Source organism: Pandoraea sp. XY-2, assembly GCF_004193915.1.
Lineage (GTDB): Bacteria > Pseudomonadota > Gammaproteobacteria > Burkholderiales > Burkholderiaceae > Pandoraea > Pandoraea cepalis.
This window is the reverse complement of record NZ_CP030849.1, coordinates 4,309,706-4,323,760: the sequence shown is the minus strand read 5'-3', so window position 1 is coordinate 4,323,760 and position 14,055 is coordinate 4,309,706. Positions and strand designations below refer to the sequence as shown.

Genomic DNA, 14,055 nt, shown 5'->3' with positions numbered 1-14,055 from the left:
GTTTCAGGCGCGGCGCGTGTTGGCCGGTGTGCGGGCCGTCGGGGACTTTTCGACCAAGTAAGGGTCGGCGTAGCCGAGACCGGTGAGAATCTCCGTTTCGAGGCCTTCCATCTCCTGTGCCTCATCGTCCGCTTCGTGGTCGTAACCTTGCGCGTGAAGCACGCCGTGCACGATCAGATGGGCGTAATGCGCTTCGAGCGTAATGCCCTGTTCGCTCGCTTCGCGCTCGACCACCGGACAGCACAACACGATGTCGCCCGTTACCGGGTCGCTGTCGTGCTGCGCATAGGCAAACGTGAGAACGTTGGTCGCGTAGTCTTTGCCGCGATAGCCGCGGTTCAGCGTCTGTCCTTCTTCCGCGCCGACGAAGCGCAGGGTCAGTTCGGCGTCGGCGAGCAGCGCGGCCTGCACCCAGCGGCGCAGCGTGGTGCGCGTGAGCAATGCCTTGTGCGTGGCGAACGCGGGACCGGCCACGAACTGGTGCGTCAGCGTGAGCGCATGACGCGGCGAACGCGAGGCCCGCTCGCTCATGCCTTGCCTCGCGATGCGCGGGCGGCGCGCGGGGCGCGTTCGGCCGACACGCGCGCCTCGAGGCTGGCTTCGTCAAGCTGCGCGTGAGCGTCGTATGCATCGACGATGCGGGCGACCAGCGGATGACGCACCACGTCCACGCTGGTAAAGCGGGTCACGGCGATGCCGCGAACGTTCTTCAGGATCACCTGCGCTTCCATCAGGCCGCTCTTCTGGCCGCGCGGCAGGTCGACCTGCGTGGTGTCGCCGGTCACGACCGCCTTGCTGCCGAAGCCGATGCGCGTCAGGAACATCTTCATCTGTTCGGGCGTGGTGTTCTGCGCCTCGTCAAGAATGATGAACGCGTGGTTGAGCGTGCGGCCACGCATGTACGCGAGCGGCGCGATCTCGATCATCTGCTTCTCGAAATACTTCTGCGTCTTGTCGAAGCCGAGCAGATCGTAGAGTGCGTCGTAGAGCGGGCGCAGGTACGGGTCGACCTTCTGGGCCAGATCGCCGGGAAGAAAGCCCAGGCGCTCGCCCGCTTCGACGGCGGGGCGCGTCAGGACGATGCGCTTGACGGCGTCGCGCTCCAGGGCGTCGACGGCGCAGGCCACGGCCAGATAGGTCTTGCCCGTGCCCGCCGGGCCGATGCCGAATGTCACGTCGTGCGACAGGATCTGCTTGAGATAGTCGCGCTGCGCCGGCGTACGACCGTGCAGATCGCTGCGGCGCGTGTGCAGCACGGGCGATCCGTCTTCCGTCTCGCCGGCGGCAAACGGGTTGTCGTCGCCGTGACGCACGCTGGGTACGAGCCCCTGACGCGACTCCACGAGTCCCAACTGGATATCGTCGACCGACAGCGGCTCGGTCGCGCGGTTGTAAAAGCTCTCGATGGCCTGGGTGGCGATCGCGGCGCTCTTGCCGCGAACGGCGAAGCGATGGCCGCGGCGGGAAATGGAGACGTCGAGCGCCTGTTCAATCTGACGCAGGTTCTCGTCGAGCGGGCCGCAGAGGTTGGCCAGACGGCGGTTGTCGTCGCGCGGTGCGGTGAATTCTTGGACGGGTGCTTTCAAGATGATCCGGTCGGGTGCCTGTTCAGATCGTTCGATGGAGTCGCCGGGGACAGGCTCGGGCACGCGATGCATGAGGTGGGTGCGCCCGAATCTGCCGGATCCGATCATAGTCGCAAATTTCGGTCAGTGCGTGGTGAGCAATTCGCCACGCAGCGAGTGCGGGTAGGCGAGCGTGATCACGACGTCGGTCATCTGGCCGATCAAGTGGGCGCGCTGGGCTTCGGTTGCCGGGAAGTTCACCACGCGGTTGTTCTCCGTGCGGCCTTGCAGCTCGTTGGGGTCCTTGCGCGACACGCCTTCGACGAGAATACGCTGACGCGAGCCGACCATGCGCTGGCTGATGCGCGCGGCGTTCTCCTCGATCACCGCCTGCAAATGTTGCAGACGGCGCAGCTTGACCTCGCGCGGCGTATCGTCCGGCAGGTTGGCGGCCGGCGTGCCCGGGCGCGGGCTGTAGATGAACGAGAAGCTCGTGTCGTAGCCGATCTCGTGAATCATCGCCATGAGCTTGTCGAAATCCTCTTCCGTCTCGCCGGGGAAGCCGACGATGAAGTCCGACGACATCGACATGTCCGGGCGCACCTGGCGCAGGCGGCGGATGATCGACTTGTATTCCAGCGCGGTATAGCCGCGCTTCATCGCCGAGAGCACGCGGTCGGCGCCATGCTGCACGGGCAGGTGCAGATGGCTCACGAGCTTGGGCACCTTGGCGTACGTGTCGATCAGGCGTTGCGTGAATTCCTTCGGGTGGCTGGTCGTGTAGCGGATGCGCTCGACGCCAGGCACCTCGGCCACGTATTCGATGAGCAGCGCGAAGTCGGCGATCTCACCGTCGGCCATCGACCCGCGATAGGCGTTCACGTTCTGACCCAGCAGCGTGATTTCGCGCACGCCTTGCTCGGCCAGGCCGGCAATCTCGGTGAGCACGTCTTCGAATGGGCGCGAGACTTCGTCCCCTCGCGTGTAGGGCACCACGCAATAGCTGCAGTACTTCGAGCAGCCTTCCATGATCGAGACGAATGCGGTCGCTCCCTCGACCTTGGCGGGCGGGAGGTGATCGAACTTCTCGATTTCCGGGAACGAGATGTCGACCTGCGAGCGCCCGGTGGCGCGGCGCGCTTCGAGCATCTGCGGCAGACGGTGCAGGGTCTGCGGGCCGAACACCACATCGACGTAGGGGGCGCGCTGCACGATGGCGGCGCCTTCCTGGCTGGCGACGCAGCCGCCGACACCGATGACCAGATCCGGCTTGATTTCCTTGAGCGCGCGCATGCGGCCCAGATCCGAGAACACCTTTTCCTGCGCCTTTTCGCGTACGGAGCAGGTGTTGAACAGGATGACGTCGGCGTCTTCGGGAGTGTCCGTCTTTTCCAGACCTTCGGCGGCGCCGAGTACGTCCGCCATCTTGTCGGAGTCATACTCGTTCATCTGACAGCCGAACGTCTTGATATAAATCTTCTTTGCCATTGAGTGTGCGCCGTTCGCAGTGGTTGACCTGGGGGCGTCCGTAATGAATGTTTCAGGGGTTCAGTCTTGCCCGGCCGCGAGAGAGAAGCGGCGGCCCAAACGCAAAAGCCGGCGTGGCCGGCCTGTCCGGACCTCCTTGGCGGGGCCGGTGTGTGGTGCACGCATTATAGCGCGTATAGCGCGTGCACCGTGGCGGGCGGGGCGGCGGCCGACTAGCGGTTGTCCTTCATCGCGGCGGCGATGGCGCGCACGTTGTGCTGGAACAACTGAAGGTAGGTCGTGGCTTCCGGATTCTGTGACAGGGCGTCGGAATACAGTTTGCCGTCGACCGTCACCTTGGCGTCGCGGGCGATGCGCTGGATCAGGCGCGGATTGGAAATGTTTTCCATGAAAACGGCCTTGATACCTGTGCGGCGAATTACGCGGATCAGGTTCGCCACGTCCCGGGCGCTGGCTTCGCTTTCGGTCGACACGCCTTCCGGGGCAAGGAACCTGACGCCGAAGCGCTGGCCGAGGTAGCCGAAGGCGTCGTGCGAGGTGAGGACAACGCGGCGGGCCGGCGGAATCGGGGCGAACTGCTTGTTCGCCCAGGTGATCAGGTCATCGAGTGCGCCGCGGTAGTTCCTGGCGCGGTCCGCGTAATAGGCGCTGCCGGACGGGTCCGCTTGCGACAGGGCGGCGGCGATGTTATCGACCATCGTTTTGACACGTTCCGGATCCTGGAACATGTGCGGGTCGGGCACGGTCCTTCCCTCGTCGACCATCGTGCGCGCTTTGAGGCCCTTGGTGACGGTGACGAGCCTGCCGGGATAGTGGCTCGCCTTCATTAGGCGAGGCATCCAGCCTTCGAAGCCCAGGCCATTGACGAAGAAGAGCTTGGTTCCCGAAATCTTGGCGACATCCGCCGGCGTGGGCTCGTAGACGTGCGTGTCCTGGTCGGGACCGACGAGCGTCGTCACGTCGACCCGGTCGCCACCGACGGCCTTGACGATGTCGGACAGGATGCTGAAGCTTGCGGCAACAGGCAGGTGCGTGTCCTGCGCGCGTGCCGGGCTGGCGAGCGCCAGCGCCATGGCGAGCAGTGCGGCGAGGCGCGCTGCGCCAAACCACGATTTGCCAGCCGATTGACCCAATCCGAACATGTTTTCCTCTCTCAAAGCGCCGGGGCCCTGGCCGTATTGGCGTGGCCCGGCGTGGCGAGCAGCGCGCCCAGGTAGGCGATGCCCGCCGTCAGAATGATGGCCGGTCCCGAAGGGCAGGCCAGATAATACGAAAGCAGCAATCCGATCACGCTCGACGCGCTCGCGACCAGCCAGGCCACGAGCAGCATGCCCGGCAGCGTGCGGGCGACGAGCCGGGCGGTGGCCGCCGGCAGCATCATCAGTCCCACGGCCATGAGCGTGCCCATCGCCTGAAACCCCGCGACGAGGTTCATCACCGTGAGCACCGTAAAGCCCAGGTGATAGCGCATGACGCCCCTGCCGTGGCCGTGACCGAGGAACGCCGGATCGGCGCTGTCGAGCACGAGACCGCGATAATGCCATCCGAACCATAGGAGCGTCACGGACGCGATCGCGGCCACGAGAATCAGCGACGGATCGTCCACCGCGAGCACCGAGCCGAAGAGCAGGTGCATCAGGTCGACGCTGTTGCCCCATTTCGAGACAATCACCACGCCACCGGCCAGCGCCAATAAATAGAAGCCCGCGAACGATGCCCCCTCGTCCAGCCGCGTGCGGCGGCTCGACAGTCCGGCGAGCAGGGCCACCAGCAAGCCCGCTACCATCCCGCCGCCCGCCATCCACGGCAGCGACAGGCCGCCAATCAGATAGCCGATGGCAGCGCCCGGCAGCACCGCATGCGAGAGCGAATCGCCCATCAGGCTCATGCGCCGCAGCAGCAGGAAAACGCCCACCGGCGCGCAGCCGACCGACAGCGCGAGGCTGCCGACCAACGCGTGGCGCATGAAGTCGAACTCGGAGAACGGGCCGACGATCAGATCCAGAATCGCGCTCATCGGTGGCTTCTCCCCGACGTCGCGATGGCGCCTGACGCGCGCGAGCCCCCGTGGGACGGCAAGCCATAGGCCGTCGACGCGGCACCTGCAACGCGGGCGGTATAGCCGCCGGCGCCGGACAAGCCCGCATGCGCGCCGCCGCCCGCGCTGTCGGCGGACGGCAACCCACCGTTCAGACACTCGGCCGGCGTACCCGTCGACACCAACCGACCGGCCATCACGGCGACGTGCGCAAAGCGCTCGCGCACGAGCGGCAGATCGTGGAGCACCGTCACCACCGTGCGTCCCTCGTTGCGCCATTGATCCAGCAAGGTGAGCAACAGTTCCGCAGAAGGCAAGTCGATGCCGGTGAGGGGTTCATCCAGTAAAACGATCGGGGTGTCTTCCACGATTAGCCTTGCGAAGCGGGCGCGCTGCCATTGCCCGCCGGACAAGGCCTCCAGGGCTTGCGTCCGTTTGTCGGCAAGACCGACGCGTGCAAGGGCGTCGAGAGCGCGCTCGACTTCGTCGCGTCCGAGACGTCGTGCGTCGCCCGTACGCCGCCATGTGCCGGTCAGCACGTATTCTTCGACGCACATGGGGAATCGGTGGTCGGTCTCGGGCCGTTGCGACAGGTAGGCGACCGGCCCGTCGCAGACGATCTTGCCCGTCGAGGGCTTTTGCAGGCCCGCGAGTGCGCGCAGCAGCGTGGTCTTGCCTCCGCCATTGGGGCCGACGACCGCGCAGAGCATGCCGGGCGCAAAGGTTGCGCTCACGCGATCGAGCGCTACGTTCGGTCCGAAATGAACCGAGAGATCCTGGCAGCCGATCACGGGGCGACCCCCTGCAAAGCCCAGCAGACGAGCGCCCAAAGCGGCACGAGCACCAGCAACGTCAGGACGGTGCGTTCCCAGCCAGCCAGGCGGTAGAGCCAAACGGAAAAACGAATCATGGACGACGCGTGGATGGATTAGGCGTCGGCGCGGCGACGCTCAGACACAGTTTGCAACTGTGTAATAAATGCAACAAGGTTGCATTATGGCATGAATTGATGCGTGTCGCTGTGCTCGTGGATCGTCGGGGCCCCTGGGTTCGAGCGGTCTGCGAGGCGTGCCGGGACACAGCACGTTACATATCGGCGCAGCAGAGTCGGGCGAACCGGCGTAACATGGGTTCAAGCTCGAGTCACTGGCACGCTGTTCGCTTCATTCCAGGGATCGGCAATTTGCAAGGCATTGATGAGACGGTGGCATGGTGGGGTGCAACGGCCCGGGTCGGAACCTTCCGACAGACGGTAGGGCAAGCGCCGCAGGCATGCCGAAATCGCCGAGGAGGTTCGCTCGTTCAGACATCCGGCCGTCGTCGACTTTCCGCTCGCGACACCATGCTTCGCTGCATGACGATCGCACGACCTTCGCGACTTCGCGCAGTCGCGTCGCCTCGACAGGAAAGCACCCCATCACGCGCCCACGTCTTCGCGTTCGTCGACGTCGTCGGGCCGCCCACTTTTTTCTGCAAACGCGTGCTCACGGCGCGCCGAATGTGCGTGGAAAAATCTATCGGATAGATAGCATTCCTTAGTAAGCGTCGACGAATTCAAACGCGGTCGAATGCAGATAAACCCGAGTGCGCATTGCGTGGAAGAATTGCCGAAAAATCGCGCGGTTTGTGAGGCGGTTCCGCTGACGTGCGCAATGCGTAGATGAGGCGCAAACCCGCGTGGAATATGGCGGATAGACGATGCTTAGCGCTGCGGAAAATATCTAGCGACAGTTTTTTTGTTTTGTGCATATGATGAGGTAACGGTTGCAATTTTCAGCGACAAGTTTAAAGTCAACCTAAACCTATTTTGAGTCGTTCATGTGAGGGAGGGGGCCGTGCGAAAGGTTTCGCGACAGTCGCTCCGGCATGCAGTGAGCCAGGTCGAAACCTTTGCGCAGTCATCCAGGTCTTAGGCAACAGAGCGGACATCGCGTCGCGATGTTTTCCGATGAGGCGGGGGGTGAGGCATATGGATATTTTCAGCCACTACACGACACGTTTCGAAGCACGCAAGGAAGAGGAATACAGCATCCAGGAGTATCTGGAAATCTGTAAGAAGGACGCGACGGCTTACGCATCGGCTTCCGAGCGGATGCTGCGCGCCATCGGTGAGCCTGAACTCATCGACACGCACCACGACCCGCGCCTTTCGCGGTTGTTCTCGAACAAGATCATCAAGATCTATCCTGCCTTCCGTGACTTCTACGGCATGGAAGACACGATCGAGCAGATCGTGTCGTTCTTCAAGCACGCCGCGCAAGGGCTCGAAGAGCGCAAACAGATCCTGTACCTGCTGGGCCCCCGGGCGGCGGCAAGTCGTCGCTGGCGGAGAAGCTCAAGGCGTTGATGGAAGACGTGCCCATCTATTGCCTGAAGGGATCGCCGGTGCACGAATCACCCCTGGGCCTGTTCTCGCCCGACGAAGACGGCAAGATTCTGGAGGAGGACTTCGGCATTCCGCTGCGGTATCTCAATACGATCCCGTCGCCGTGGGCCACCAAGCGCCTGAACGAATTCAACGGCGATATCACCAAGTTCCGCGTGGTCAAGGTGCGGCCGTCGGTGCTGCAACAGATCGCCATTGCCAAGACCGAGCCGGGCGATGAAAACAACCAGGACATTTCGTCGCTGGTCGGCAAGGTCGACATCCGCAAGCTCGAGGAATTTCCGCAGGACGACCCGGATGCCTACTCGTATTCGGGGGCTTGTGCCTGGCCAACCGCGGCCTGCTCGAGTTCGTGGAAATGTTCAAGGCGCCGATCAAGGTGCTCCACCCGCTGCTGACCGCCACGCAGGAGGGCAACTACAAGGGCACGGAAGGCTTCGGTGCGATTCCGTTCGACGGGATCGTGCTGGCGCACTCGAACGAGGCCGAGTGGCAAAGCTTCAAGGGCAACCGCAACAATGAGGCTTTCCTCGACCGGATCTACATCGTGAAGGTGCCTTACTGCCTGCGGGTGACCGACGAGGTGAAGATCTACGAGAAGCTCGTCAAGAACAGCTCGCTCTCCAACGCGCCACGCGCGCCGAATGTGCTCAAGATGCTCGCCCAGTTCGCGGTGCTCACGCGTCTGAAAGAGCCCGAAAACTCCAACATCTTCTCCAAGGTCCGAGTCTACGACGGTGAGAACCTCAAGGACATCGACCCGAAGGCCAAGTCGTACCAGGAGTATCGCGACTACGCCGGGGTAGACGAGGGGATGACGGGGATGTCCACGCGCTTCGCCTTCAAGGTGCTCTCCAAGGTCTTCAACTTCGACAACACGGAGGTGGCCGCCAACCCGGTGCACATGCTGTATGTGCTTGAGCAGCAAATCGAGCGCGAACAGTACCCGGGAGAAGTCGAGAAGCGGTATCTCGCCTACATCAAGGAGTATCTGACGGCGCCGTTCGTGGAGTTCATCGGCAAGGAGATTCAGACGGCGTACCTGGAGTCGTATTCGGAGTACGGTCAGAACATCTTCGATCGCTATGTGAACTTTGCGGATCTCTGGATTCAGGATCAGGAATATCGCGATCCGAACACCGGCGAGATCCTCGACCGCAACGCCCTCAACGACGAACTGGAGAAGGTCGAGAAGCCGGCCGGGATAACGAATCCGAAAGACTTCCGCAACGAGATCGTCAACTTTGTCCTGCGCGCGCGCGCCAACAACGCGGGCAAGAATCCGCTCTGGACGAGTTACGAGAAGCTGCGCGCGGTCATCGAAAAGCGCATGTTCTCGACCACCGAGGACTTGCTGCCGGTGATCTCGTTCAACGCGAAGTCGTCCAAGGAGGATCAGGAAAAACACGCCAACTTCGTCAACCGTATGGTGGAAAAAGGCTATACCCCGAAGCAGGTTCGCCTGCTCGTGGAATGGTATCTGCGCGTGCGCAAATCCTCGTAACCAATCGGGGCCACTATGTCAGCAATCATCGACAGACGGCAAAACGGCAAGAACAAAAGCGCCATCAACCAACAGCGCTTCATCAAGCGCTATCGCGATCAGATTCGACGCGCGGTAGCGAAGGCGGTGGCTGGGCGCAAGATTACCGATATCGATGGCAGCGGACAGGTCTCGATCCCGGTCAAGGACATTTCGGAGCCGTTGTTCCACCATGGACCCGGCGGGCGGCGGGAGATGATTCATCCCGGCAATCGCGAGTTCGTGGTGGGCGACAATTTCGAGCGTCCGCCGTCGGGCGCGGGGGCGGCGGCAGCCGCGCCAGCGACTCGGGAGAGGGCGAGGACGATTTCGTCTTCAACCTCTCGCGCGAGGAGTTCCTGAAATTCTTCTTCGAGGACATGGCCCTGCCGGACCTCGCGAAACGCCGGCTCGCGCAGATTCCGGAGTTCCGCAAGGTTCGCGCGGGCTATTCCGTCGACGGCACGCCGTCGAACCTCAACGTCATTCGTACGATGCGCAGCTCGCTGGGTCGCCGCATCGCGCTCACGGCGCCGTACCGCAAGCAGTTGCGTGAGCTGGAGGCCGCGTACGCGGACATTGTCTCGCGTGAGGGCGACACGTCGCCGCGCGCGCTGGCGATGTTGCCGGAGATGTCGCGCCTTCGCACGCGCATCGAAGCCATTCCGTACATCGAGAAGCTGGACCTGCGCTATTCGAATCGGGTCATGCAGCCTCGGCCGCAGGCGCAGGCTGTCATGTTCTGCCTGATGGACGTCTCCGGGTCGATGGACCAGAGCCGCAAGGAGTTGGCCAAGCGCTTTTTCATGCTGCTCTATCTGTTCCTGCGGCATAACTACGAGCGCATCGATCTGGTGCTCATCCGGCACCACACGACGGCGAAGGAAGTCAACGAAGACGACTTCTTCTATGCCCGCGAGTCTGGAGGGACGGTCGTCTCCAGCGCACTCAAGCTGATGACGGAAATCATCGCGGATCGCTATTCGCCGAGCGATTGGAATATCTACGGGGCGCAGGTGTCCGATGGCGATAACTGGGACGGCGATTCGCCCATCTGCCGCGATATCCTGATGCAGTCGATCATGCCTGCCGTGCAGTACTTCGCGTACGTGGAGGTGGCCAGCGCCGAGCCGCAGAACCTGTGGAACGAATACTTGTCGGTCAAGCAGCGGCACCCGAATTTCGCGATGCAGCGCATCATGGAGGCGGCCGAGATCTATCCGGTGCTGCACGACCTGTTCAAGAAGAAGGCGGCCTGAAAACCGCCCGGCGTCGGCCCCGCAACGAGGACGCATCATGGCGTATATATCCACCGGATCGGAATGGACGTTCGAGCTGATTCAGCGCTACGAGCATGAGATCGCGCGCATCGCGGCGAATTTCAGGCTCGACACGTATCCCAACCAGATCGAGATCATTACCGCCGAGCAAATGCTCGACGCCTATGCGACCGTCGGTCTTCCCATCGGCTATCACCATTGGTCGTACGGCAAGCACTTTTTGTCGTCCGAGCGCGGGTACAAGCGCGGACAGATGGGGTTGGCATATGAAATCGTCATCAATTCGAACCCCTGCATCGCGTATCTGATGGAGGAGAACAGCATGACCATGCAGGCGCTGACCATCGCGCACGCCAGCTACGGTCATAACTCGTTCTTCAAGGGCAACTACCTGTTCCGCACCTGGACGAGCGCCGACGCCATCGTCGACTACCTGCTGTTCGCGCGCAACTACATCACCGAGTGCGAGCAGCGCTACGGCGAACAATCGGTCGAACTGCTGCTCGACTCTTGTCATGCGCTCATGAACTACGGCGTCGACCGCTACAAGCGGCCAAAACGCCTGTCGCTCGCGCAGGAACAGGCGCGCCAGAAAGAGCGCGAGAACTATCTGCAAATGCAGATCAACGATTTGTGGCGCACGTTGCCTCATCACCCCTTGCACGATGACGAAGAGGACGACGGGCTCGACCCCACCGAGTCCGAAGAGGCGCCGTTCCCGGGCGAGCCTCAGGAAAACCTGCTGTATTTCTTCGAGAAGAACGCCCCCAAGCTGGCCCCCTGGCAGCGCGAGATTGTGCGCATCGTGCGCAAGCTCGCGCAGTACTTCTATCCGCAGCGTCAGACCAAGGTGATGAACGAGGGCTGGGCAACGTTCTGGCACTACACGATTTTGCAACAGCTCTACCAGGAGAAGCTCGTCAACGACGCGTTCATGATGGAGTTCCTGCATGCGCACACGAACGTGGTGTATCAGCCGTCCTTCGACAGCCCGTACTACAGCGGCCTGAATCCGTATGCGCTGGGCTTTGCGATGTTCCAGGACATTCGCCGCATGTGCGAAGCGCCGACCGAGGAAGATCGCCAATGGGCGCCGGACATCGCCGGCACCGACTGGTTGACGACGCTCGACTTCGCCATGCGCAACTTCAAGGACGAGAGCTTCATCCAGCAGTTCCTGTCGCCCAAGGTCATTCGCGATCTGAAGCTGTTCTCCGTGCTCGACGACGACCGCGACAGCCGCCTGCGCGTGACGGCCATTCATAACGACGCCGGCTATCGTGAAATTCGCGAGATGCTCGCGCAGCAATACAACCTCAGCCAGTTGGAGCCGAACATTCAGGTCTCGCACGTCGATCTGCACGGCGATCGATCGCTCACGCTGCGCCATGTGCAAAGTGAGCGCAAGCCGCTCGACGATAGCTTCGAAGAGGTGCTCAAGCACGTGGCGCGCCTGTGGGGCTTCACGGTGCGCTTGGAGACGGTGTTCGAGGATGGCCGCAACGAGATGACGCACGAGACCAAGGTCGAGAAGCGGCGGCGCTATGCGCTGAGTGCCTGATGAGGATTCCGCTCGTTGCGCTTGATCACGTGGTGCTGCGCACCAACGATGTCGAGCGGCTCCAGCACTTCTATATCGACGTCCTGGGCTGCACGCTGGAAAAGGTGCAGGCCGACCTCGGGCTAGTGCAACTGCGCGCGGGAGACGCGTTGATCGATCTGGTCGACGTCGCCGGCGAAATCGGCCGCCGGGGCGGCGCGGCACCCGGCCCCGAGGGGCGCAATCTCGATCACTTCTGTCTGCGGGTCGAACCGTTCGACGCGGTGGCCATCCGTCAGGAACTGGCCTTGCATGGGGTGACGCTCGGTGAGGTCGTGCCGCGCTATGGGGCGCACGGCGAAGGGCCGTCGTGCTACGTCGACGATCCAGACGGCAATACCGTCGAACTCAAGGGGCCGCCGTTCGGTCCGCTTCGTTGAGTCGGGCGCGACATCAGGCCGCCAACTGCCCCAGCACGCTTTGATCGCGTCCCTTGTGCTTGGCTTGATAGAGCGCCCTGTCGGCACGCTCGAGCATCGCGCTGATGACGAGCGGCGCGCCGGGTTGCCACGTTGCTATGCCCACGCTGATCGTGATGGCCTCGCCTCTGTCGCGCGCCTTCTCGGGAAGTAGCTCGGTGCTCGCGCGCTTGACCGATTCGCGAATACGGTCCGCCACGCGCAGGGCGGCCTGTTGATCGATTTCCGGCAGCACCACCGCAAACTCCTCGCCGCCCAGGCGCACCGCGAAATCGCTCGGCAGCCGAATACAGTGCTGGATCGTGCCGGCGATACGTTGTAGCACGGTGTCGCCGAATGGATGCCCGTAGCGGTCGTTGACCTGTTTGAAGAAGTCGATGTCGATCAGTAGCACCGACAGGGGGATCGCACGTTGCTGAACCCGGTCGGCCACGAGGCGGATGCGATTGTCGAAATAGCGGCGATTGTAGATGTGCGTGAGTGGATCGACGAAGACCTTCTCGACCAGGTCCGTATTCGTGAGCGCGAGCGACTGATACTGGCGCGTGATTTCCCAGACCAGGGCGAGCGTTGCCACACCGGGCGATGCCAACGCCAGCAGGCGTGCGGCATACCATTGATACGACGCGTCGTTGGGCGCTGTGAGCGAAAGCAGCAACTGGCACAGCGAGATGCTGACGACCACCCACACGAGCAGAAACAGCTTGTGAGACAGGCGCGTGACGGTCGCGACACGCCACCACAGCGCGACATAGGCGATGAAAAGTGCGTATAGGGCGAGCGTCTCGACGCCGATGCCATCGACCGGAGGCGCCATGATCAGCGGGCGGCCGGTGCCGATCAACGCCAGCGACACGGTCGCCCAGATGACGAGCACGGTAGCGCCATACCACGCCGCTTCCTTGTAGCCGGGACGGATGTGCGGATCGCTGCGCGTGCGTGTATAACTGCGCACGCTCAGCATTACGTACGCCGCGAAACTCGCTTCGGCCATCAACCAAAGCCAGAAGGGCGCGTGCGTGACATGCGTTGCAATGCCGGCGAGCTGGTTCGCGAGCAACACCCCTTCGGTAAACATGAAGAGTCCGCGCAGCAGAAAGGCGCATCCGAATTGCGCGAAATATCGCTTGCCGTTGTAGAGGTACTGCACGCCGAGCAGACACGCGGTCGACAGGTTAAGAATCCCGCCGGCCGAGACGAGGAAAAACGTCAGTAAGGGGTTGACCTCGCCCTGGATGGCGCGCGCGAAAAATCCGGCGAGCGTGAGTGCGGCGCACGCGACCAGGATGGTGGTTGCGGCGACACGATTGCCGGGTTCGGTACGGCTGATGGTAGTTTTCATAGTTCTTATTCGCCAATCAACGACCTCGTGCTTCGCGCACGATCGCCCTTTTGCCGTTCAACCATCGCGCCTGAGACTGGCCGCAAGATCGTTGCCTCACGTGACCGTCCCGTTTCCCCGATTTTTCGCTAAATAGTTGAAAACTAAGATAAACGTCGCAGAATACACGAGTTTCTTCGGGTTGGCATCCGTTTCGAATGGCGCGCGTTGCATTCCCGTTCGACCCTCGCCGAGGCGCGGATTTCGGACTGCCCGCGCAACGTTTTCGGGCGCGCGAAAGCGCGATGCCGTCGTCACGGAAAATAAATCAGAGTGGCACACTGATCCGCTGTGCGGAACTGTGCGTCGACGAAATTCGGGGCGCGCGCGGGGGAATTCCCGCAACGCCAGTGATGACGGTGGATTGAAGCGCGTG

The 14,055-nt window shown here is 62.5% G+C and carries 10 protein-coding genes and 2 pseudogenes; 4 read left to right on the top strand and 8 right to left on the bottom strand.

Annotated features, from left to right (window positions below):
• Positions 1–3 precede the first annotated feature (3 nt).
• From ybeY to DRB87_RS24015, 7 genes are all read right to left on the bottom strand, one after another.
• A complete protein-coding gene (gene ybeY, locus DRB87_RS19480) occupies positions 4–531 on the bottom strand; it encodes an rRNA maturation RNase YbeY (RefSeq protein WP_130027065.1) in 528 nt (175 codons plus the stop codon).
• A complete protein-coding gene (locus DRB87_RS19475) occupies positions 528–1,589 on the bottom strand; it encodes a PhoH family protein (RefSeq protein ID WP_130027980.1) in 1,062 nt (353 codons plus the stop codon). Before DRB87_RS19475 ends, ybeY begins: the two co-directional genes overlap by 4 nt.
• A 120-nt stretch (positions 1,590–1,709) precedes the next feature.
• Complete coding sequence (gene miaB, locus DRB87_RS19470; RefSeq protein ID WP_017235217.1) at positions 1,710–3,053, bottom strand: tRNA (N6-isopentenyl adenosine(37)-C2)-methylthiotransferase MiaB; 1,344 nt, start codon at positions 3,051–3,053, stop codon at positions 1,710–1,712.
• Positions 3,054–3,265: 212 nt separating this feature from the next.
• Entirely contained in the window at positions 3,266–4,126 is an 861-nt protein-coding gene (locus tag DRB87_RS19465; RefSeq protein ID WP_370363115.1) for a metal ABC transporter substrate-binding protein, read from the bottom strand.
• An 80-nt stretch (positions 4,127–4,206) separates the two neighbouring features.
• Entirely contained in the window at positions 4,207–5,070 is an 864-nt protein-coding gene (locus tag DRB87_RS19460) for a metal ABC transporter permease (protein ID WP_130027061.1), read from the bottom strand.
• Positions 5,067–5,882, bottom strand: a complete 816-nt coding sequence (locus DRB87_RS19455; protein WP_130027060.1) for a metal ABC transporter ATP-binding protein — start codon at positions 5,880–5,882, stop codon at positions 5,067–5,069. The genes DRB87_RS19460 and DRB87_RS19455 overlap by 4 nt, the downstream gene beginning before the upstream one ends.
• Positions 5,879–6,001 (bottom strand): hypothetical protein, encoded by a 123-nt coding sequence (locus tag DRB87_RS24015; RefSeq protein WP_255501307.1) that lies wholly within the window; start codon positions 5,999–6,001, stop codon positions 5,879–5,881. The genes DRB87_RS19455 and DRB87_RS24015 overlap by 4 nt, the downstream gene beginning before the upstream one ends.
• Positions 6,002–7,060: 1,059 nt before the next feature.
• Here DRB87_RS24015 and DRB87_RS19450 point away from each other — a divergent pair.
• From DRB87_RS19450 to DRB87_RS19435, 4 genes and pseudogenes are all read left to right on the top strand, one after another.
• Positions 7,061–8,981 (top strand): annotated as a pseudogene (locus DRB87_RS19450) (PrkA family serine protein kinase).
• 15 nt (positions 8,982–8,996) lie between these two features.
• Positions 8,997–10,258: pseudogene (locus DRB87_RS19445) on the top strand (YeaH/YhbH family protein).
• A gap of 37 nt (positions 10,259–10,295) precedes the next feature.
• A complete protein-coding gene (locus DRB87_RS19440) occupies positions 10,296–11,840 on the top strand; it encodes a SpoVR family protein (protein WP_130027059.1) in 1,545 nt (514 codons plus the stop codon).
• Positions 11,840–12,259, top strand: coding sequence for a VOC family protein (locus DRB87_RS19435; protein WP_130027058.1), 420 nt, complete (start codon positions 11,840–11,842; stop codon positions 12,257–12,259). The genes DRB87_RS19440 and DRB87_RS19435 overlap by 1 nt, the downstream gene beginning before the upstream one ends.
• A gap of 13 nt (positions 12,260–12,272) precedes the next feature.
• On the opposite strand, the gene DRB87_RS19430 is transcribed toward DRB87_RS19435, so the two are convergent.
• Positions 12,273–13,640 carry a diguanylate cyclase gene (locus tag DRB87_RS19430; protein ID WP_130027057.1) on the bottom strand — a complete coding sequence of 456 codons (1,368 nt, stop codon included), beginning with the start codon at positions 13,638–13,640 and terminating at the stop codon, positions 12,273–12,275.
• Positions 13,641–14,055: the final 415 nt, after the last annotated feature.

Excerpts from the sequence above, each read along its gene's own strand:
- DRB87_RS19440 (WP_130027059.1), top strand. The coding sequence starts at position 10,296 with ATGGCGTATATATCCACCGGATCGGAATGGACGTTCGAGCTGATTCAG.
- DRB87_RS19465 (WP_370363115.1), bottom strand. The coding sequence starts at position 4,126 with ATGGCGCTGGCGCTCGCCAGCCCGGCACGCGCGCAGGACACGCACCTG.
- DRB87_RS19435 (WP_130027058.1), top strand. The coding sequence starts at position 11,840 with ATGAGGATTCCGCTCGTTGCGCTTGATCACGTGGTGCTGCGCACCAAC.
- miaB (WP_017235217.1), bottom strand. The coding sequence starts at position 3,053 with ATGGCAAAGAAGATTTATATCAAGACGTTCGGCTGTCAGATGAACGAG.
- DRB87_RS24015 (WP_255501307.1), bottom strand. The coding sequence starts at position 6,001 with ATGATTCGTTTTTCCGTTTGGCTCTACCGCCTGGCTGGCTGGGAACGC.
- DRB87_RS19430 (WP_130027057.1), bottom strand. The coding sequence starts at position 13,640 with ATGAAAACTACCATCAGCCGTACCGAACCCGGCAATCGTGTCGCCGCA.
- DRB87_RS19460 (WP_130027061.1), bottom strand. The coding sequence starts at position 5,070 with ATGAGCGCGATTCTGGATCTGATCGTCGGCCCGTTCTCCGAGTTCGAC.
- ybeY (WP_130027065.1), bottom strand. The coding sequence starts at position 531 with ATGAGCGAGCGGGCCTCGCGTTCGCCGCGTCATGCGCTCACGCTGACG.